The sequence below is a fragment of the Cytobacillus firmus genome, from assembly GCF_023657595.1.
GTDB lineage: Bacteria > Bacillota > Bacilli > Bacillales > Cytobacillaceae > Cytobacillus > Cytobacillus firmus_B.
On the sequence record NZ_CP098323.1, the window covers coordinates 458,340 to 479,855 of the forward strand.

A 21,516-nucleotide genomic window follows, 5' to 3' on the forward strand; every position below is an offset into this window, starting at 1 on the left:
CCACAGCATTTGTCAATTCATATTTCAGGAAAAAGAAGGGAGTGTCTAAATATGCTGCTGAAGAGCCATATGTTTGAAATTGAAGCATCCAACCTGCGTGAGGGCTTATCTCAGGGAATAAATGTAAAGCGCAGTCATTTTTTAATCCTTTACATATCATCGGGAAAGGGCACTTTAGTAAGCAGGAACCAGAGATTGAAGGCTGAGGAGGGCAAAAGCTATTTCCTTACGGATTCAGCAATCCTTACATCGTCTTCTTCATCTCTGCTTTCTGCTTATTTGCTTTCCTGGCCAAAAGAAGGCGATATGCTGAAAGACTTGTTAACCCGTCCGCTGGCTGACCAGGTCCCTGCAAAAATGGCCCCCCTCTGGGAAGAGATGAAGAAAAGCCGGCAGGAAAAATCAATTTCGGCCAAATGCAGATTTCTGTCCCTTCTCTGGGAGATGCTATCCATCCTGACAGACGCGGCAGACATAGACAGAATGGAAGAAGCGGAGGAACTGATCCGAAACAGCCTGTCCCGTCCATTCACCGTTACGGAATTAGCTGCTAAAGCAAATATGACCCCTGTTACATTTTCAAGGGCTTTCCGCAAAAGGACCGGTATGACCCCGAAAGAATTTTTAAATGCAGAACGAATGAAGACTGCCAAAAGATTGCTGCTCCAAAATAGAGGAATTACAGCTAAAGAAGTAGCCGTGCAAATAGGGCTGCAGGATGAATTTTATTTCAGCCGTCTTTTTAAAAGCAGAGAAGGGATGCCGCCAACTGTTTTCATGAAAAGGGCCAGTGAACGAATCGCTGTCGTAAGTCAGCTTTTTTTGCAGGACCACCTTATTTCACTCGGAATCCAGCCGGTTGCAGCTCCGTCCTACCCAACCGTCTATTCTGCGAGCAGCGGGGTTCCGAGCTATCTTCAAAAAGAGCTGGAAGGAACTAAATTGTTAAATGCAGAAAAACCATTTCAGCCGGATGATATTTTGCTGACCCATCCTGACCGCATTATTAAAACACCCTTACATCAATTTCAGCTTCAAAGCGTGCTGCTTTCAAAACAGGAGCAAGTCCATCATTTGCCTTTGAAGCAGGACTGGCGTCATTATCTCTATGAAATAGCATCGCTGGTCGGCTGTGAAAGCCGTGCCGAATGCATAGAAAAGGACATTCACGGTATGGAATGCAAAGTGCGGGATGAGCTTTGTCCATTAACCAAAAATGGCCGGTGGGCTGTCATTTGGATCCGTCCGGAAGAAATACGCCTTTACGGGAAGGGAAATCATGCCCTTCTCGAACTTCTTTTTCAAGGTCTTGGATTCCAGCCGCATCCAGATCTGCATGCGGAGGGTTACCGAAATGTAAGCCTGAAAGAGATTGCTGAATTGAACCCTGACAAGCTTCTCATTTTATGGAGTCATGAAAAGGATGTTTGGAGAACTGCCCATACTACAGATTGGAATAAAATCCGGGCTGTCCGGACTGGAGAGGTTTATTACCCTGAAAGCCATGAGTGGGATCCGTGGGGCCCGATTGGGAGGAAGAGGATGCTGGAAGAGTTTCCTTCAAGCATTCTTAAAGCCAAACTAAAAGCTTAAGGAATTAGAAGAAAATAATTTACGTGCAGCTGCAGACTTGCGGCTGTTTTTTTTATAACGTAAATTCATTTTGTTCATGGAGGAAGTTAAAATTGTCCATGTTCAGCAATGATGATAATGATTATCATTGAGAATGAAATTCATTATTGTTTTGGAGGAATGATCCATGAAAAAGTTTTTTGCTCCTTTGAGCGTTGTTTTTATGTTATTTTTACTTATTTTAACTGGCTGTGGAAAAGAAGAGGAAGCTTCTACAGAAGCGTCTGAAAAGAAGAAAGAAGAGAAAACAGAGGAAACAAGAACCGTTGAGCATTTGTACGGAAAAGCAGAAGTCCCTGCCGAACCGAAGAAAATCGTTCTGCTGTCTCATGTATCATGGGAAGGTTCACTTGTATCTGTTGGTGTAAAGCCTTATGCCGTGATGGCGTATGATAATGAGTTTCCTCCGCATTTAACAGAGGAGCTTGAAGGTGTGAAGGCTCTGCCTTATGCTGATGAAATTAACTCGGAAGAAATTTTGAAGCTGGATCCGGACCTGTTAATTATCAGTGACCGCTATAAGCCTTTATATGATCAGCTGTCTGAAACTATTCCAACTGTCGTTGTTGAAGTTGGCGGTGATTGGAAGGAAGACCATCTGAAGGTTGCTGAAGCTGCAGGAAAGCTTGATGAAGGAAAGAAAGTGATTGAGGATCTTGAGAAGGAAGCAGAAGATATCGGCAGCCGCGTAAGTGAAAAAATGGGCGATGAAACATTTATGGCAGTGGCAATTAACAAAAAAGATATTCGTGTATATGGACGTACAAACCATGCAACAAATTCGTTATTATTTGATGATTTGAAACTAACACCGGCAGAAAACCTTCCTGAGGATTTCGGTGAGAATATTTCGATTGAAGGATTAGCAAAGTATAATCCTGATCATATCCTCGATGTTTCTTATTTTAATAGTGGAGAGTTCTATGATTCTGTCACACAGGGCGAGGTTTGGAAAAGCCTGAAAGCTGTTCAGAACGGAAACGTACATACTCTTAAGACCACGTGGGGATATTGGGATCCGATTGAGCGCCAAAAAGGATTGAAAGAGATTGAATCCTTGCTCCTAAGTGAATAAAACATCTTAATAAGAGACTGGGACTTACGCATGTCCCTGTCTCTTCCATTACATTGATTTCTTTCATGGGAAGGAATCAAATTTTTTAACCATTATTGAGAATGGTTATCAATTACTAGGTCTAAAGACTCGGTGAAAGGATGGAATTATGCATCATTCAGCCAAACAAATTGCAGAAAATGCAACGTTTCAAGCTTTTATAAATAGTTACTTAAGAGAAGTAAATGGCGGACATTGGATGGATAGGGAGGAATGGGTGCAGGAGCAGCGGCCATCTATGACTCTATCAGGCAAATCAGTAGTGGAGATAGAACTTCCAGGTCAGTCTGCAGCATTTGCAGTGGAAGTGATTTACCAATCACTAACTGGAAGGCACTTGATCGGCGGTGCCTTTAAATACTGCAGCCAAAGACGGGAATGGATACAGCAGGACCGGCTTCCGATGATGATTGCTCTTATCCACGAACTGCATTTAATGGCTAAATCAAATGGCTGCCATGAGCTTGCATCCCATTTTGATGAGCTGGTGCTCAGGCTGATTGAGAGCTATCAGACAATGGCTTTGTATATTGAAGAAAGAATGAATGACGAAAATAGCCTGTATTCCGAAGAGATCACTTTCATTGAGGCCGAGCAGTCACTTTTGTTTGGACACTGGCTTCACCCTACACCGAAGAGCAGGCAGGGAATGGCTGGATGGCAGCATCCGCAGTATGCACCGGAGTTAAAGGGCCGTTTTCAGCTTCACTATTTCCTAGTAGACCGGGAGTTAGTCAGGGAAGCTTCAGCTAACCGGAATGGCGCAAGCGATATTATACTCCATTCATTAAAGAAATCGATTCCGCATTTTACTGTCCCGCATAACAACTGCCTCATTCCGATGCACCCTCTTCAGGCTCAATGGCTGCTTCAGCAGAATCATGTCAGAGGGGCGGTTGAAAAAAATCTAATAAAAGATCTTGGCCCAATGGGAGCCTATTATTCAGCTACCTCTTCCATCAGAACGGTTTACAGCCCGGAAAATGAATGGATGTTCAAATTTTCTGTTCCGGTAAAAATTACGAATTCATTAAGGACGAACCGCCTGCATGAACTAAAGGCAGGTACCGCTATGACGGAACTAATGGATAAGCTTCGCTTTACGGAAAAATATCCGTCATTTCGGATGGTTGATGATCCGGCTTATATAACAGCTGAATTGCCGGGGCATAAAGAGTCAGGGTTCGAGGTCATTATTCGGTCCAACCCTTTTCCAGAAGGAGCGGATAAGGGGATTAGTTCCATCGCTGCATTGGTTCAGGATCCACTGCCGGATGAACGCTCAAGACTGCAGCGGACAATTGAAAGGCTGGCACAAACAGAGAGAAGAGATCCGCAGGAAATCAGCATGGACTGGTTCGAAAAATACTGGAGATGCTCAATTGAGTCTCTGATCCGATTATATGATGAACATGGGCTTGCACTTGAGGCCCATCAGCAAAACAGCGTCCTGAATTTATCATCGGGATACCCGGAAGCTTACTACTACCGTGATAATCAAGGATATTATCTATCAAACGATTATAGGGAAAATTTATCCGGCCTTTTGCCGCAATTGACAGAATGCCCGGAACTATTTTATGAGGATGACCTCATTCAGGAACGCTTCACCTATTACCTGTTCATGAATCAGCTCTTTTCAGTGATTTGCCGATTTGGGCAGGACGGTCTCGTCAGTGAAGATCATTTGATCGAATGGTGCCGGAAACAGCTTTGCATACTTGAAAAAGAGCTGTCTGGACAGGGGAAAGCATTCCTCGGCCATATCCTGCACTCAGAGAAGCTTGCCTATAAAGCCAACCTGCTAACCCGTTTCCATGATGTGGATGAACTGCTGGCGAAGAACGAACAAGCCGTTTACACCTATATCCCAAATCCTTTTGCCATTGTGAAGAAGGAGGAGAACTATGCAGAAGCTGCATCCGTTGCCATCTAAGAAAGTTGAAAGAAGAGTCATCCGACAGTTACTGGAGGCGGTTCTTTTTGAAGGGCTGATGGATTATGAAAAAACAGCAAATCAGCCGGAAGAACCTTTATTGAGCTTCACCGTTTTCGGAAATCAGCGGACTTACTGCTGTGAGGGAAGGGTTGCTGCGTTTGACCGCGTGCGGCTAAAGGAGGACAGCATCTGTTCCGTGCAAAGCGATGGTTCCCGTACGTCAACAAGCATAGAAGAGCTGGCAGAGGACCTTGTACCCGACCTGGAAAAAAGAAACAAGCTTATTCACGAGCTGCAGCAAACCATTCAGCTGAGTGAATGGAATGAAAAAAATCTCATGCCGTCTTTTTCAAGGAGAACATTCAGTTATGAGGAGCTGGAGTCTGAAGTTTGGGAAGGGCATCCCTATCATCCTTGTTTTAAGGCAAGGACTGGATTCTCTCTTGAAGACCATGCTGCATTCGGTCCGGAAGCAGGCCAATCTTTTGCACTGCAATGGGCTGCAGTGAGACGCGAGCATAGCCGAATGGCTATCCCCGAGGGTGAGAAGGAATTCTGGGAAAAGGAGCTGGGTCCTCTCATGCTCGGACAACTTCTGACCGAGCTGCATGAGCTGGGAAAAACTTTTGAAGAATACACCTTTCTGCCAATACATCCATGGCAGGTAAAGCATATTAAAGATGAATTGGAGCAAGGGGATGTCGTTCTGCTAAAAAGCAGCGGGGATTCTTATCGTGCAACCCAGTCGGTCCGGACGCTTTGGAACGTAACGAATCCAAAGAAGGCTCACATAAAACTATCCATGAATATGGTGAATACCTCATCGCTAAGAACCTTAGACACTCACGCCATCTGTGCTGCTCCCCATATTTCCAAATGGATAGCTGACACGGTGGAAGCTGATCCATTTTTAAAGGAAGAAGCTTCCTTGATTGTTTTGAAGGAGTATGCAGGGATTGCCCATCAGCCTATTGAGGAAAAAACAGAGGCAAAACTGGGAGCTATTTGGCGGGAAAGCGTTCGTCTCCACATGGAAGAGGATGAGGAGGCTGTACCTTTTACAGCACTTCCATTAATGGAGAGGGACGGTTCCCTATTTATAAATGACTGGCTTGTGCACTATGGAATAGAAAATTGGTTAAAAAGGCTAATGGAAGTAAGTGTGGTTCCGGTCTGGCACTTGCTCGCCGCTCATGGAATAGCTGTGGAGGCACATGCCCAGAACATGATCCTCCTTCATAAAAACGGCTGGCCAACCCGTGTTGTTTTGAGGGATTTCCATGACAGCACAGAGTATCATCATGATTTTTTGGCAGAACCCAGCCGGATTCCTGACTTTGGAGAGATTCATAAGCAGTTTAAAAAAGGCGGGGAAGATGAGTTTTATTGGATGACTTCCATTGAAGCACTAAGAGAGCTTGTCATGGATACATTGTTTGTTTTTCATTTAACAGAACTGTCTTTTGCGCTTGAAGAGCAGTACGGCTACAGTGAGAGAAAATTTTGGAGGCTGGCTGGCGAGACGCTTGCCGGGCACATGAGCTGCTATCCAGAACTGATTTTCCGGAATTACCTTCTGCAGCATACAGCTCCCATGGTTTATGCCGAATCGCTGCTGAAAAGGAAGGTCCAAAAAGAAGAAGCTGGCGGATTCCGCCATCTTGTCACGAACTCTTTAGTATAGAACTCAAAGGAGAATTGAGATGTTTTTTGTAAATGATCAGTACTATACGCTGGATGATCTTGAGGAACAATATACAGTATTTGAAAATATACCTCATTTAAAAGAATGCCAAAATAGGAGATTGGCTGTTTGTATGCAGGATGCTTTTCAATGGCTGGCACTCTGCTTATTTGTACGCAGTAAAGGAGGATCCATTGTCCCCCTCCATCCCACTGTCCCGAAAGAAGGGGCCATCAGGATGGCAAATAAGGCGGGAAGCCATTTCCTGCTTTATGAAAATATCCACCTGCCGATCCACTTGTCACAGCAGATAAATGAAAAGGAAGGCGTTCTGGTGCAAATGAGTTCGGGTACGACTGGGGATCCGAAGTGCATTGAACGCACATGGGAATCCATTGAAAAGGAGCTTGAAAGCTATGTCTCAGTTTTGCCGGCTGATAATCAGACAACTTCAGTCGTTGCCTGCCCGACAACCCATTCCTATGGTTTAATCTGCGGTGTAATGGCGTGCATAAGGCGCGGGGCAGAACCGGTCATTCTGACAAATATGAACCCTAAATATGTGCTGAAAAAGCTGAAAGAACATCCTAAGCATATTCTTTATGGGGCTCCTGCACTGCTGCATACTTTAACGCGCTTAATTAGGGATGGGCAGCGGTTTGATGCTGTCATGACATCAGGCACACTCATGCCTGCCGGCTGGATGGAAGCATTAAAGAAGGCTTCAAATCGAGTGCTTCAGCAATATGGCTGTTCTGAAGCGGGATGTGTGGCCATTCATCCGGATGTGTGCGACACGCGTGAAATGGGCTATCCGCTTCCGCACGTCAAAGTGGAGGCCGGAAGCATCCAAAATCCTGGTGAAATCCTCATTCATGATTCTGAAAAGACAATATATACAAAAGATCTTGGCTATATAGAAAATGGTGTTCTGTCATTTCTGGCCAGAATGGATGACACCATTAATGTGGCAGGCTTGAACGTTTATCCGCAAGAAGTAGAAGATGTTTTGATGGAAGAACCGAGAATCATAGAGGCAGTTGTCTATAAAAAAGTTCATCCGCTTTCAGGGGAAAGAGTATGTGCGCAGTATGTCTGCTCCGAACCCATAGAGGAACAGGAACTGAGGGAATGGTGCAGGGATTATCTTGCCCCATACCAGGTTCCGCTGGAATTTAAGAAAGTGGAGGAAATCGAAAAGCTCCCAAACGGTAAGGTCAGCCGGAAAAGGCTGGGGGAAGGAGTGCTGGCATGACAAGACAAGAAATCGTACAGGTAATCCATGACATTTTACAAGATCAATTAGAGCTTCCTTCCATGAAGGCTTTCCATGAAGATGCACGCTTAAATGAAGATTTGTACATGGATTCCATTATGATTCTGCAGCTGATCCTTCATTTGGAAGTAGACATGGGATTTGATATTCCAGATGAAATGCTTGTGCCAAAAGATTTCCGGACAGTAGGAAGCCTGGCTGATTTTCTGGAGCGAAAGCAGGAGCCGGCTGCAGTGGAGGGATCCGTATGATAAAAGTGCATTGTTTTGTAAGCTGTGTGTGCGAAGCGGTCAAAAAGACAGAAGGCGCTGACCATCGCCCTTATTATTTCGGAGTATGGGATGCAGATTTTGATGTGCTGGAAAATGGAGTGTTAACGTATCATTCCAAACGGATCGACCATAATTTTTTTCATCAGTGGTATGAAATGCTTTATGGCATCAAGCTGCATAAATGGTACGACGAAAAGCAAAGCAAGCAGGAAAATATGAAGGTAATGCTGAGTTTGCTGGAAAATAAGAAGCCCCATGAATATGTCATGGTGATGCTCGATTTGTCGAAGCTTCCTGAGCGGGAAAATAAATTTCATCAAAGCCCTTTTCCCCATTACGTGATGCTGGAAAAGACGGGAAACGAAGAGGAATGGTTTATGTTTGATCCGGACTTCCGCTGGGAAGGGGTGCTAGCTAAAGACCGGATCCTGGCTTCCATTGAGGATCCTTCAGCTGAAGGCGGCTATTTCTTTGATGCATCTGACATTATTATGCCAACTGCCGAAACGGTTGAAGCGTATTTTAACACATGCATCAAGCATGACTGCAATCCAATGACAGATGCTGTTGCAAAGATTATCGAGCTTCATGCTGCCGGAGAAGAAAAGTTTCCTCTGTCAGGGCTGACACTGGCTTTAAGGGAGTTGCCTGTTCTCGCTATACGGAAGTATGCCTATGAACATGCTTTTGCGTTTTTCTGGGAATCGCTTGGCTATGATGAAGAAGGATTTGAAGCCTGGTGTGATGAAATCGAAAAACTTGTGAAAGGGTATACAGCCATCCAATACCGGGCCATGAAGCTCGCTATGACTGGAAACAGGCGGTTAGTGGACGAAATTACTGCAAAGCTGGAAGAACAGAATATCCTGGAATTTAAAATAAAAAGAGGGCTGCAGGAGAGCTTTGAGGCCTGGTCTGAACTGCAGCAATCTCAAAAAATGAAGGAGGTCATCCTATGAAACTTTCTCTTTGCACCATCTCATTCCGGCATCATCTCCAATCGATTGACCAAATTGCCCACTGGGCCCAGAATAATGGGTTCCAGGGGATTGAACTATGGGGTGTCCATGCAAAAAATCTGGCGGAAGATATCCATTATGGAAGTGAGTGGCTGAGCTCATATGATCTGGAGACAAGTATGCTGAGCGACTATTTGCCCCTGGATGCACCCCTTCCTGCACTAATGGCTGAAATGAACGCCCTATGTTCACTTGCGCATCGCTGGGGAACGGGCAAAATACGGACATTTGCAGGGAACAAAGGCAGTGCAGATATCAGCAGATTAGAGCGGATTGAGCTTGTTTCGCGCATGAAGATGCTCTGTAAAATGGCTGAAGCCGAGGGAATGCAGCTGTTGGTCGAGACCCATCCGAATACTCTTACAGATAATCCATCTTCTGCACTTCAGCTTCTCGAGGAAACGGATCATCCGGCACTAAGGGTTAATTTTGATGTTCTGCACATATGGGAATCAGGAGTGGACCCTCTATTTGCTCTTAAGCAGCTGCAGCCCTATGTTTCGCATTTTCATTTCAAAAATATTGAATCACGAAGCAAGCTTGGCGTCTTTGCCCCTAATAATGTGTATGCAGCAGCCGGCAGCAGGGAAGGCATGGTTTCACTGTTTGAAGGAGCGGTGGACTACCGTTTGTTTCTAAGAGAAGCTTCTGAAATGATGGAAATGGACGCTTCATTGGAATGGTTCGGTCCAAATGTGAAAAGCATACTGGCAAAAGACAGCAGGGAGATTATGAAGCTTCTTCAGGTTGAAGAAGCAAGGTAAATGGACAGAAAAAAATCAATCAAACGTTTGATTGAAAGGGAATGGGCGCAGTACTGGTACGGGATAGAGAGTACTGGCTGCGTTTTTTTGATATGGGAGACATGTGAGGAATCAATGACTGCCGATTGCCTGTTCAATCGCAACCGCGGCAGAATCAATGGAAGGATACGTCCTTTTCTGTGAAGTTCCCGTATAAGTAACCTCAAATGAATGAGACTCTTTTATATAACGAACCACTAGAATCTGTGATTGATCTTTTGTAAACGTTTGGGTGATTTGGGTATTGCTGTAGTACTTTAACGTTTCAAGCATGTTTTTCGTATGACCTAATGGCATAGTCCGCAACCTCCTTCTTGGGTTGGTGTATCCTATGAAGATCCTAATTCCATTATAAGGAATTTAACCTCCTGTTTATATGGATAATTTGTCACATTTTATCACAAGATTTAGACTTTTGAGATCTGCAGCAAAAAGGCCAGTCTGCAATAGACTGGCCAATTCTTATGCAAGCTGCTGCTCGGCAAATTCCCTGTATAGCTCATGTGATTGAGTTAGTTCATAATGTGTGCCAATGCCTGTCACCCTGCCTTTTTCAATAAAGACAATTTGATCCGCATCGACAATTGTTGAAAGTCGGTGGGCGATGACGAAAGTTGTCCGGCCTTCCATTAAGCGGGTAAGCGCCTGCTGGACGATGCCTTCCGATTGGCTGTCGAGGCTAGCGGTAGCTTCGTCCATCATCAATATTTTAGGGTCGCGAAGGAATGCCCGCGCAATGGCAATCCTCTGCCTTTGTCCTCCGGAAAGCTTCACACCCCGCTCACCAACTTCTGTATCAAGTCCTTTCGGAAAATCGGCAATGAATTGATCGGCATATGCCATTTTTGCCACTTCCCATAATTTTTCATCCGGTATGCTTTCTGGATTCTCCAATCCGTAGCATAAATTCTCACGGATCGTACCTGCCATCATAGCGCTTTCCTGTGAAACATAGCCGATTTGACTGCGCCAGGATTTAAGCGATATCTGCTGGATGGGTGTATGGCCAATTTTAATTTCACCTGCATCTGGCTCGTAAAATCGTTCAAGCAATCCAAACAGGGTGGTTTTTCCGCTTCCGCTTGGACCTGCCAATGCAATCATCTGGCCTGGCTGTGCTTCCAGAGAGATATTTTCCAGGACACTCTCTTCTGCACTATAGGAGAAAGAAACGTTTTGGATTGTAATCGGCTTGCTGCTGATATCCATCTCAATTCCGTCCTGTCCATCCTCCAATGACTCTTCTAAGATTTCTATGATCCGTTCTGTTGCGCCTTTTGCTTTTTGCAGCTGTGTAAAAAACATCGCAAATGAAGTGATCGGCATAATAATCTGGAACAAATACAGCAAAAAGGCTACAAGAGAACCCGTTGACATCGATCCGCTTGCCACACGCATGCCTCCATAGGCGATGATCATGACGATGACCACCATCATGATCAGGTACATCGTCGGGCCGATCATGGCAAAAATGCGGGCTTCCCGCAAACCGTAGCCAAGCAGCTTGTCGATGCCATCCAACCCTTTTTCTTCTTCATTTTGCTCTGCAGTAGAAGACTTCATTAAGCGGATTTCTCCGAGTGTCTGGGTTATATTTCCGGTAAAGATGGCCGTTTCATCTTGAAGGCCCCGGGATATTTTTGCCATTTTTCGGCCAAGCGGAATCATAATGGCCAGTGTAATAGGAACAGATGTGAGCATCAGCAGTGTCATTTTCCAGTCCATCACAAGCAGGATAATAATTGCACCGATAATACTGATAATCCCGGTAATGAACTGTGGAAAGTGGCTGGTAATCAGCTCTCTGACAATGCTGGTATCATTCACTACGCGGCTGACTGTCTGGCCGCTGGATTGCTGATCAAAGTAACGGACCGGCAGCCTTATAAGCTTCATCCACATCCGATCCCGGAGCCGCGCCACCACTTTTTGGCCCACATAGCTCAGCAGGTAAATGGAGATCCCGCTGATAATCGCCTGGAGGATAAAGGCTGTCCCGATTCCGATGATGAGCGGAACGCTTAAAGATTCAACTGAGAAACCGTCCACCAGATTTTTGGTCAGCAGCGGAACCACCAGCCCGGTCAGGGTGGTTAAAATGCTCGCTGTTAAACCAATGATGAGCGCGGTCTTTGGAATTTTTGCTGATAGAATGAGTGAAATGAATGGTTTTAGGCTGGTATGCTTTTGCTTCATTTTGCGTGCTCCTGTCTCTTATATATCCTAATATTATATAACATTGAAACTTCCATTTCCTGTTATGCACCTTAACGCCTATCCGGTGAATAGGATGTGTTAAAAACAAAAAAGGATGGATAGCCGTGGCAATCAACTTTCCAGTAGGCATCAAAACGATAACAATCAGCACCGGGCCCACCAAAGTCGTTTATTATCCCCGTGTATCAGGCATGGAAAATAAGCAGCTGCAGGAATTTATAAACAATACCATTCTCAGGCAAACCCAGCAGCTCATTAACGAACAGACAGGCAATATGGATACAACCGTTGTGGATTTGTATGGATATTATGAGGTTAAAAATAATCAGCGGGATGTGCTGAGTTTGTCTTTGAGCAACTATGTGTATCATTACCATGCTGCCCATGGAATGACCGTTATAAAATCTCTGACGTTTGATCTGCAAAAAGGGAAGCAGGTTTCCTTAAAGGATTTATTCAAGCCGGGAAGCGACTATGTCCAACGGATTTCAGACTTGATTGCTGTACAAATCAAAGAGAGAGACATTCCGCTTCTGGTTGATTTTACTGCAATCAAGCCAGACCAGGATTTTTACATTGCAGACAAAGCGCTTGTTGTCTATTTCCAGCTATATGAAATCACGCCATATGCCTATGGATTCCCTATGTTTCCGATATCTGTTTATGATCTGCAGGATATTGTTGATGAAAATGGGCCGCTGGGGAGGATGGCGGTGAATTAAAGGCAAAGGAGATGCTGCCTAAACTGCGGCATCTCTTTTTTATTTGGTTAAAAGATTGATTTGGATTATGGGGACAGTGAGCGTGTGTTTTTAATTATAGCAACCGTTTTCACTTTCGTGTGAAAAAGAGTGTATTAATCTAATCCTTCCATGTACCTATACTTAAACCATAAATGAAACCGCTTTACATAATGGGCTGTAGGAGGAGAAAAATATGAGTGGTTCTTGGCTTGAACTGGAAGGAAAAGTAGCAATCGTAACGGGTGGTGCTTCTGGCATCGGCCTGCAAATTACAGAAGAACTGATTAAGAACGGAGCTAAAGTTGTTGTTTCTGATATAAACGGGGAAAATGGTCAGCAGGCAAACGGTTCCTATTTTATTAAATGTGATGTAACAAAAAAAGAAAGTGTTGACCAAATGGTTGCACAAACTGTTGATTTATTTGGTTCTGTGGACATCCTTGTAAATAATGCCGGTATAAACTTGCCTCGCTTATTAGTGGATGCAGTTGGAGAAAGACCAGAGTATGAACTAAGTGAGAAAGATTTTGATCTTATGGTAGCTGTTAATCAAAAAGGCCCATACCTGTGTTCACAAGCAGCTGCTAAAGAAATGGTTAAACAAAATAAGGGAGTCATTATAAATATTGCTTCAGAAGCTGGCCAGGAAGGTTCTGCTGGGCAAAGCTGCTACTCTGCAACAAAGGGTGCCATCATTTCATTTACACGTGCATGGGCAAAGGAACTGGGTAAGTTTAACGTCCGTGTTGTAGCTGTTGCTCCTGGAATTTTGGAAACAACAGGTTTAAGAACGCCAGCTTATGAAGAAGCTTTAGCCTACACAAGGGGTGTTACAGTCGATGGATTGAATACTGATTATAGCAAGTCCATTCCATTGGGGCGTGAGGGTCAGCTTAAAGAAGTTGGAGATTTAGTCTCTTACCTGGCTTCAGACCGTTCAAGTTATGTAACCGGAACAACTGTAAATATTTCTGGAGGCAAATCCAGGGGATAACGCCAATGACGATAAAGGTGGATCAAATGGATGGGGAATATCGGAAACCTTCTAAAAATATATAACATTATTTAAATTATTCTGATATAATTTATGCCATTCACTTTAACGGAGGAGGTGGTGATCACATGACTGATGTAAGTATAGATGAAAGAGTCTTCCAAATCATTGAGCTTGCCAGGAAAAAAACATTTTGCCCACTAGATTATCTGGCAGAGAAAATTGGAGTTAGCACCCGAAGCATCCGCAATTATATTAAGCAGCTTAATAGTGACTTAAACGGCATTGCTGTAATGGAGAATGAAAGAGGAAAAGGCTACTGGCTGGATATTAAGGATGATCAGTTGTTTGAAGACTTTATCGGAAAATTTAAATCAGAGAAAGCTATGCTGGACTCACCACAGCGCCGGATTGCTTTTATCATTGATCATTTAATAAACAGCGATGAAACCAGTACCCTTGATGAATTAGCATTTGCAATGAATATAGGAAAGACTACGCTTGTTAATGAATTAAAAAGAGCTGCAGTTTCATTAGAAACATATAATCTTTCCATCCGCGGGAAACAAAACAGCGGAATGTACTTAACCGGCAGTGAGCTGGATTTGCGCTTTTTTATTCTTGATAACGTATATGACCACCTATATAGCGACTATCCTCTCGATGAGGATATTAAAGAACAAGTAGTAAGGATCTCCCGGCAGCATGATTTGGAATCGTCTACACAAGACAGGTTAATGAAATCAATTATTGTCATGCTGGATCGATTTTTAAAAGGCCATTCTATTGAGAAAATGAGCGATAAGCACAATCGATTATTGAACACAAAGGATTATCAGCTCGCCCAGGAGATAACGGAGGCAATAGAAAAACAGCTTCCAATCAGGATTGCGCAGCGGGAAATCCAGTTCATTACGATACCAATTGCAGGAAGAAGGACACCGACGAATACTCGAAGCATGGCGGATATCAGCATTACGGATGAAATAAAAAATCTTCTAAACTTAATTATGGAACGGCTGGGATTTGAAAAAGACATAGTTTTGGAAAATGAAGAGTTTTTTAAAGATCTGCAATATCATTTAACGTTTATGTTAAATCGCCTCATGTTTAATATTCGAATCCATAATCCGCTGCTTGCAGATGTGAAGGAGAAGTATCCTGTTGCATATAAAATGGCAGAGATTGCTGGTCAAGTAATTGAAAAAGAATATGGAGTAACCGTTTCAGAGGATGAGCGTGGATATATAGCCTTTTATTTTGGGGTGTTTATTACTCAAAATGATGTAAAAACCAAAAGATTGCAGAAAGTTGCTGTCATCTGCGGCACAGGCCGGGGAACAGCCAATCTGGTGGCGATACAGCTCCAGCGTGTCCTAAATCCCAATACTCAAATCGATCTTTTTGCTGAGTCAGAAGCTACGAAAGAGTTATTGGATCATTACAATATTGTTTTTACAACGGTAAAGCTTGGATTTGAAACCGATGCTCCAATCATTATGATTGACGAAATATTCAATGAAAACAGTGTTTCAAAACAAATTGAAAAAGTGACCTATCTGCAAAAATTTAAGCTTAAAGATGAGGGCCATCATAATTCACTCGTTAAGCTGTTAATTAATAAAGATAAGTTTTTTCTATTGGACAGCCGCAAAAGCTATCAAGAAAATGTGATGGACATGGTTAATCATTTAGTGGATAAAGAATACCTGGATGCGGGATTTAATGAAAGATTAAAAGATAGGGAAGCCAAAGGATCGATGGTATTTGATCGGTACATAGCCTTGCCGCATACCAGTAATACCGCAACAGACAAAATTGAATTGGCGCTGGGGGTCTTTCCGCAAAACGTCCTGGCTGACGGAAAAGAAATTAAACTGGTCTTTTTATTAGGGATTCCAAAGCAAACAGATTATGATGCAAGCCTCTTAGTTAAAATTTATGACGAAATCATCAGGATTGCAGCTGACGATCAGCTAATCGGTCAGATGGCACAATCATCCAGCTATGAGGAGTTTGGCAAATGCCTGGTGTATGCAAGCAGGTCGTAATTCAATCAAATGGCAGGAAGTGAACAGCAATGAATATTTTAGTGATCATGATTTTTATCGCAGGAGCATTTCTGGTTCAAATGGGACTTGGGTTTCTGCAAATAAAGCATTTTTCAAATTCCTATGCGGAGCTGAGAAGAATAGGCAAAGTTGCCATTGGCAAGAAACCTGGGAAATTTCGAGCTGGAACCATTGTCCTTTTTGCCGTTTCAAATAGCGGAAGGATCTTAAAGGCTCAAAAAATGCAAGGGGTTACCATCATGGCAAAGGTTAAGGATTTGCCAGGTTTTGAAGATAAAAACATCAGAACGTTAAAAGAGGAGGATTTGGCCCATTGCAATAAGCTCTTGAAGCAAGCCATCCTTGATGCAGCATCCAATTATAAGACAATCATAAGCGGAGGAGTCATTCCTGAGAAGAGTAGTCTTTTTAAGAACATGATGCTGAAGGCTGAACGTGCTGTTACTGTAAAAAAATAATAAGAGGTGAAAGATAATGGATTTTATCATCAAATTTGCTGAAGGCTTTATGAAATTATTTCAAACTGGCGCTGATGTTTTCATTTCTTGGATGACCGGCATTGTCCCAGTTGTATTACTTTTAATTGTGGCTATGAATACCCTGATACAAATTATTGGAGAAAAACGAATTAACAGGCTGGCAAAGGCATCATCGAAAAACCCTCTATTAAGATATATGGTTCTTCCGTTTGTTGGTTCTTTTATGCTTGGTAATCCGATGGCTTTGTCTTTGGGACGTTTTTTACCTGAAAAGTATAAGCCAAGCTACTATGCATCTGGAGCTTATTTCTGCCATACAAGCAATGGTTTATTCCCGCATATCAACCCTGGTGAACTATTTATCTTCCTCGGTATTGCAGCAGGAATTGAAACACTTGGTTTCAGTACAGCAGAATTGGCTGTCCGTTACCTCCTGGTAGGTCTTGTCATGAATTTCTTTGCTGGATGGATTACGGACTTCACAACAAAATTGGTTGAAAAACAGCAGGGAATTAAATTGAAAACGGAAGTTAAGTTAAATCACTAGGATTTTGAGGGGGTTAAGGAAATGGCTGAATATCGTTCTATTAAAGTTGTAAAAGGCAGTGGAGGATTCGGAGGTCCGCTGACGATTACTCCTGCAGATAAAAGAAATAAAATTGTCTATATTACAGGCGGCGGTTCAGAGCCTGATATTGTTGAGAAAATTGCAGAGTTAACAGGTGCTGAGCCTGTGAATGGGTTCCAAACCTCTGTACCAGATGAGGAAATCATGGTTGCCATTATTGACTGTGGCGGTACACTGCGCTGCGGAATTTATCCGCAAAAACGCATTCCTACGATTAATATTATGCCGACAGGCAAAACAGGCCCTTTGGCTAAATTTATCACTGAAGATATTTATGTATCTTCTGTTGGGAATGATCAAATTGAACCCGCGGATGATGCAGAAGTGCATGTAGCTGCAGCGGCAGAAAAGCTCCCTGAGCCGGAAAAAGAATATAAGTACAGCACAGATAAAAAGATTTCCCAAACACTGGCTGCCAATAAAAATAAGAGCATCATAACCAAGTTTGGCTTAGGTGCCGGAAAAGTTATCAATACTTTCTATCAGGCTGCACGTGATGCTGTTCAAACAATGATCAACACCATCATACCATTCATGGCCTTTGTATCCTTATTAATTGGGATTATCCAGGGATCGGGAATTGGTAATGTGTTTGCTGATGTCATGGCTCCTTTAGCAGGAAACATTTGGGGACTGCTATTGATTGGCTTCATTTGTTCGCTGCCATTCTTATCTCCATTACTCGGACCAGGTGCGGTTATCGCACAGGTTATTGGTACGTTAATCGGAGTGGAAATTGGCAAAGGTAATATTCCGCCAAACCTTGCTCTTCCTGCTTTGTTTGCTATTAACACTCAAAATGCCTGTGACTTTATTCCAGTAGGTTTAGGGCTTGCAGATGCAGAGCCGGAAACAGTAGAAGTGGGTGTTCCATCTGTTCTTTATTCACGATTCTTAATAGGTGTCCCAAGGGTGTTTGTCGCCTGGCTGGCAAGCTTCGGATTATACGAATAAAAAGAAGTTCTAATACTATACCAAATTAGAAGCAGAAGGAGGCGTTCAAGCACAACTCCTAGTTGATGCTAATGCTATGAAAAAGATTTATGAAAACAAAATCAAGAATGTTGGTTCATTTGCAAACACATTTCTGGAAGAAAAAATGTTTATTTTATTCGGGAATGAGGCTCCCCAGGATCTAAAGGACTTTTGCTACAACATCGATGTTGTAAATACAGACGGGGAAATAAAAGAAGGCCAAAAACTGCTAATAGATAATGAAGCATTTGAAATTACAGCTGTTGGCAATCTTGTACAGCGTAATCTTACTACACTTGGCCATATAACCTTAAGGTTTGATGGTATGAAAGAGGCTGAGCTTCCAGGAACCTTGTATTTAGAAAGTAAAGATATTCCTCCTATTGATCTAAATACAGAATTAAAGATTATTAGCGAATAATGAAGCAGATGATTAACCTCTGCTGATGTACAAGCAACGAGGCTTAATCTAAAAAAGGTTAAGTCTCTATTTTTTAAGGAGGTCTAAAATGAGACTGTATATAGATTCCGCAAATATTGAGCAAATACGTCATCTAAACGAATATTATCCGATTTCTGGGGTTACAACGAACCCATCTATTCTTGTGAAAGAGGATCGTCCTTTCCTGGAATTGCTGAAAGAAATTAGAGCAGTAATTGGCGAGGAGAAAGAATTATTTGTGCAGTTAGTCGGTGATACCGCTGAAGAAATGGTAGAAGAAGCTAATTTCATTATGAGTGAATTGACTGGAAAACTAGCAGTGAAAATTCCTGTAACAGAGGAAGGCCTCAAGGCAATTAAATTATTGTCTGAAGAAAAGATCCCAGTATTAGCAACAACAATCTATACTTCTTTTCAGGCACTTATGGCTGCATTGGCGGGGGCTAAGTATGTGGCGCCATATGTGAATAGAATTGATAATTTAACAGGCAACGGTGTAAACGTAGTATCAGAAATTGCTCAATTTTTTGAAAACTACCAGCTGTCAACAGAAATTCTCGCAGCAAGCTTTAAGAATGTCCAGCAAATTCATAATGTTTGCCTGGCTGGCGCAGAAACAATAACGGCCAGCCCGGATCTCATTGAGAAATTCATTGCTTTTCCTGCTACAGCTTCTGACGTCAAAGCTTTTAAAGAAGAATGGCAGAAAGCCTATGGAATCGATTTAATCCATTCTTAATAAGAAAGCAGGGGGAAAATGGTGGAGAAACAAGTAGTATTCTTTGATTTGGACGGAACACTTTTAACAAGTGATTTAAAAGTAGCAAGCAGTTCTATTGAGGCGATTCATAGAATTCGGGAGCAAGGTGCAGAGCCGGTCATTGCTACAGGAAGAACAATCATGGAAATAGGATATGTAATGGAAGAAACAGGAATTCAGTCTTGTGTGGCTATGAATGGCCAATATGTGATTTATGACGGTGAAATTATATATGAGAATCCACTAGATGTTAATGAAGTGAAAGTATTGCATGAAGGATCTTCTCGGAAAGGACATGAACTGGCTTTTTACAATGCGGAAAACATAACTGTTACTGCCGGGGGTTCAGATTTAATTACAAAGAACTACGAACGGGTTGGCAGTGTATATCCGCCAATAGATGATCGTCTATACTTAGATGAGACCATTCATCAAATGCTGATATTCTGTGAAGCAGGGGAAGAAACCTATTATCAGGAGCGTTTTCCTTACTTCCAATTTGTGAGGAACTCTCCGTTTGGCTGCGATATTTATCCTGCCGGTACTTCTAAAGCAACCGGAATTGAGAGGCTGCTCACGTCAAAAAACATACCAAGAGAATCAACATATGCCTTTGGCGATGGATTAAATGACCTGGAAATGTTCCAGCTGGTTGAGCATCCTATTGCAATGGGGAATGCTATAGATAATGTCAAAAAGGCGGCAAAATATGTAACTAATTCTCATGATGAAGATGGTATATTAAATGGTTTATTAATGTGTGGTTTATTAGACAGTAAACTAGTTTATTAATTTCTAAATAGTGGTTTTTTATTTGAATTTTAAAGTGCTTGTTCTCCGTTGTATAAAAGGTGCGGGAATAAGCACTTTTTTGAGTGTGAAAAAACCGCTCCTGCCAAATGCAGTAAGCGGTTTTAGGTTGAAAATTAATTTCGGATCAAATAGTCAAACGCACCAAGTGCAGCAGTTGCGCCGGATCCCATGGAGATAATGATTTGCTTGTAGGCACTGTCTGTACAGTCTCCAGCAGCAAATACGCCAGGAATATTAGTGGCACCGTGCTTGTCCACAACGATTTCGCCGAAGCGGGTACGCTCGATCTGGTCGCCTAACCAATCTGTGTTAGGAACCAAGCCGATTTGGACGAACACACCTTGCAGTTCAACATGATGTGTTTGTTCTGTTTCACGATCCATGTATGAAATACCGTTAACTTTGTCAGTCCCGGTAATTTCAGTTGTCTGGGCATTTGTGACAACCGTTACGTTTGGAAGGCTGTTTAGACGTTCCTGCAGAACGGCATCTGCTTTCAATTCAGGATTGAATTCGATAACCGTTACATGGTTAACAATTCCTGCAAGGTCAATCGCTGCTTCAACACCAGAGTTGCCTCCGCCGATAACAGCTACATCTTTGCCTTCAAATAATGGTCCATCACAGTGAGGGCAGTAAGCGACCCCTTTGTTTTTGAACTCTGCTTCGCCAGGCACGTTGACGTTTCTCCAGCGTGCACCAGTGGAAAGGATGACTGATTTGCTTTTCAAAACAGCACCGTTTTCAAGTTCGATTTCAACAAGGTCCTTCTTTTCAAGTCTCTTGGCACGCTGCAGATTCATGACATCGATGCCATAATCTTTCACGTGTTCTTCAAGGCTTGCAACAAGCTTAGGTCCCTCTGTGTGCTTCACACTAATGAAGTTTTCGATGCCTAAAGTATCCATGACCTGGCCGCCAAAGCGTTCAGCAACGATGCCTGTGCGAATACCTTTACGTGCAGCATAGATGGCAGCACTAGATCCAGCAGGGCCGCCGCCAATGACAAGCACATCATAAGGATCCTTATCTGCAAATTCTGATGCGTCAGGGCCTGTTCCCATTTTCGCCAGAATTTCTTCAAGGGACATACGGCCGCTGCCGAATGATTCGCCATTTAAAAGAACTGTCGGCACTGCCATGATTTCTTTAGCATCTACTTCTTCTTTGTAAGCAGCACCATCAATCATAGTGTGTGAAATATTAGGATTAAGAACACTCATGACGTTAAGAGCCTGTACTACATCAGGACAGTTGTGGCAGCTTAAGCTGACATAAGTTTCAAAACGATATTCGCCTTCAATCTTCTTCACCTGGTCGATGACTTTCTGGTCAACCTTAGGTGCTCTTCCGCTAACTTGAAGCAGAGCAAGCACTAAGGAAGTAAATTCATGTCCAAGAGGAATGCCTGCAAAGGTAATGCCAGTATCTTCACCTGGACGATTTACACTAAAGCTTGGCGTCCTTTGTAATTCAGTACGCTCAACTTTAATGTGAGAGGACATATTGGACAGCTCATCTACTAAAGCCAGCATGTCGCTGGATACTTTGTCTGACCCTGCGCTGACTTTTAGAAGGATGTCGCCCTCCATCATCTGAAGATATTGAGCTAATTGTGCTTTAATATCTGCATCAAGTAACATGTTTATCGTGC

20 protein-coding genes are annotated in these 21,516 nt (G+C 42.9%); 17 read left to right on the plus strand and 3 right to left on the minus strand.

The genetic code is table 11. The features are described from left to right. Nucleotides 1-51: 51 nt before the first annotated feature. The 8 genes from NAF01_RS02350 to NAF01_RS02385 all read left to right on the plus strand — a co-directional run bounded on the left by NAF01_RS02350 (nucleotide 52) and on the right by NAF01_RS02385 (nucleotide 9,700). Nucleotides 52-1,593 (plus strand): AraC family transcriptional regulator, encoded by a 1,542-nt coding sequence (locus NAF01_RS02350; RefSeq protein WP_226620400.1) that lies wholly within the window; start codon nucleotides 52-54, stop codon nucleotides 1,591-1,593. A gap of 166 nt (nucleotides 1,594-1,759) precedes the next feature. Next, entirely contained in the window at nucleotides 1,760-2,707 is a 948-nt protein-coding gene (locus NAF01_RS02355) for an ABC transporter substrate-binding protein (RefSeq protein ID WP_061793031.1), read from the plus strand. A 148-nt stretch (nucleotides 2,708-2,855) separates the two neighbouring features. Next, the gene (locus NAF01_RS02360) at nucleotides 2,856-4,682 is read left to right on the plus strand and encodes an IucA/IucC family protein (protein WP_226620399.1); all 1,827 of its coding nucleotides are present in this window, start codon (nucleotides 2,856-2,858) and stop codon (nucleotides 4,680-4,682) included. Then, nucleotides 4,654-6,369 (plus strand): IucA/IucC family protein, encoded by a 1,716-nt coding sequence (locus tag NAF01_RS02365; protein ID WP_250801645.1) that lies wholly within the window; start codon nucleotides 4,654-4,656, stop codon nucleotides 6,367-6,369. The genes NAF01_RS02360 and NAF01_RS02365 overlap by 29 nt, the downstream gene beginning before the upstream one ends. 19 nt (nucleotides 6,370-6,388) lie before the next feature. Beyond that, a complete protein-coding gene (locus tag NAF01_RS02370; RefSeq protein WP_250801646.1) occupies nucleotides 6,389-7,624 on the plus strand; it encodes an AMP-binding protein in 1,236 nt (411 codons plus the stop codon). Then, nucleotides 7,621-7,896 (plus strand): petrobactin biosynthesis protein AsbD, encoded by a 276-nt coding sequence (gene asbD / locus NAF01_RS02375; protein ID WP_250801647.1) that lies wholly within the window; start codon nucleotides 7,621-7,623, stop codon nucleotides 7,894-7,896. The genes NAF01_RS02370 and asbD overlap by 4 nt, the downstream gene beginning before the upstream one ends. Further along, entirely contained in the window at nucleotides 7,893-8,876 is a 984-nt protein-coding gene (locus NAF01_RS02380) for a DUF6005 family protein (RefSeq protein ID WP_250801648.1), read from the plus strand. The genes asbD and NAF01_RS02380 overlap by 4 nt, the downstream gene beginning before the upstream one ends. Continuing rightward, entirely contained in the window at nucleotides 8,873-9,700 is an 828-nt protein-coding gene (locus NAF01_RS02385; RefSeq protein WP_250801649.1) for a sugar phosphate isomerase/epimerase family protein, read from the plus strand. The genes NAF01_RS02380 and NAF01_RS02385 overlap by 4 nt, the downstream gene beginning before the upstream one ends. A gap of 111 nt (nucleotides 9,701-9,811) precedes the next feature. Here NAF01_RS02385 and NAF01_RS02390 read toward each other — a convergent pair whose 3' ends face one another. Further along, a complete protein-coding gene (locus NAF01_RS02390) occupies nucleotides 9,812-10,036 on the minus strand; it encodes a hypothetical protein (RefSeq protein ID WP_250801650.1) in 225 nt (74 codons plus the stop codon). Between the two features lie 165 nt (nucleotides 10,037-10,201). Further along, a complete protein-coding gene (locus NAF01_RS02395; protein WP_250801651.1) occupies nucleotides 10,202-11,935 on the minus strand; it encodes an ABC transporter ATP-binding protein in 1,734 nt (577 codons plus the stop codon). A 125-nt stretch (nucleotides 11,936-12,060) separates the two neighbouring features. Here NAF01_RS02395 and NAF01_RS02400 point away from each other — a divergent pair, with 125 nt between their 5' ends. From NAF01_RS02400 to NAF01_RS02440, 9 genes are all read left to right on the plus strand, one after another. Then, complete coding sequence (locus tag NAF01_RS02400; protein ID WP_250801652.1) at nucleotides 12,061-12,678, plus strand: DUF3298 and DUF4163 domain-containing protein; 618 nt, start codon at nucleotides 12,061-12,063, stop codon at nucleotides 12,676-12,678. Between the two features lie 214 nt (nucleotides 12,679-12,892). Continuing rightward, on the plus strand, nucleotides 12,893-13,693 hold the full coding sequence (locus NAF01_RS02405) for an SDR family oxidoreductase (protein ID WP_197204315.1): 801 nt from the start codon (nucleotides 12,893-12,895) through the stop codon (nucleotides 13,691-13,693). Nucleotides 13,694-13,821: 128 nt separating this feature from the next. Continuing rightward, nucleotides 13,822-15,744: a BglG family transcription antiterminator gene (locus NAF01_RS02410; protein WP_250801654.1), complete on the plus strand. Its 1,923-nt coding sequence runs from the start codon at nucleotides 13,822-13,824 to the stop codon at nucleotides 15,742-15,744. Nucleotides 15,745-15,773: 29 nt separating this feature from the next. Then, entirely contained in the window at nucleotides 15,774-16,223 is a 450-nt protein-coding gene (locus NAF01_RS02415; protein ID WP_250801655.1) for a transcriptional regulator GutM, read from the plus strand. Nucleotides 16,224-16,239: 16 nt separating this feature from the next. Further along, entirely contained in the window at nucleotides 16,240-16,791 is a 552-nt protein-coding gene (gene srlA / locus NAF01_RS02420) for a PTS glucitol/sorbitol transporter subunit IIC (protein ID WP_284709495.1), read from the plus strand. 21 nt (nucleotides 16,792-16,812) lie between these two features. Beyond that, entirely contained in the window at nucleotides 16,813-17,826 is a 1,014-nt protein-coding gene (srlE, locus tag NAF01_RS02425; RefSeq protein WP_250801656.1) for a PTS glucitol/sorbitol transporter subunit IIB, read from the plus strand. Between the two features lie 76 nt (nucleotides 17,827-17,902). After that, entirely contained in the window at nucleotides 17,903-18,268 is a 366-nt protein-coding gene (locus tag NAF01_RS02430) for a PTS glucitol/sorbitol transporter subunit IIA (RefSeq protein WP_197204312.1), read from the plus strand. Between the two features lie 88 nt (nucleotides 18,269-18,356). Then, nucleotides 18,357-19,028, plus strand: coding sequence for a transaldolase family protein (locus NAF01_RS02435; protein WP_250801657.1), 672 nt, complete (start codon nucleotides 18,357-18,359; stop codon nucleotides 19,026-19,028). A gap of 18 nt (nucleotides 19,029-19,046) precedes the next feature. Next, nucleotides 19,047-19,841: a Cof-type HAD-IIB family hydrolase gene (locus NAF01_RS02440; protein WP_250801658.1), complete on the plus strand. Its 795-nt coding sequence runs from the start codon at nucleotides 19,047-19,049 to the stop codon at nucleotides 19,839-19,841. A gap of 134 nt (nucleotides 19,842-19,975) precedes the next feature. Here NAF01_RS02440 and ahpF read toward each other — a convergent pair whose 3' ends face one another. Then, complete coding sequence (ahpF, locus tag NAF01_RS02445; protein WP_250801659.1) at nucleotides 19,976-21,505, minus strand: alkyl hydroperoxide reductase subunit F; 1,530 nt, start codon at nucleotides 21,503-21,505, stop codon at nucleotides 19,976-19,978. Nucleotides 21,506-21,516 lie beyond the last annotated feature (11 nt).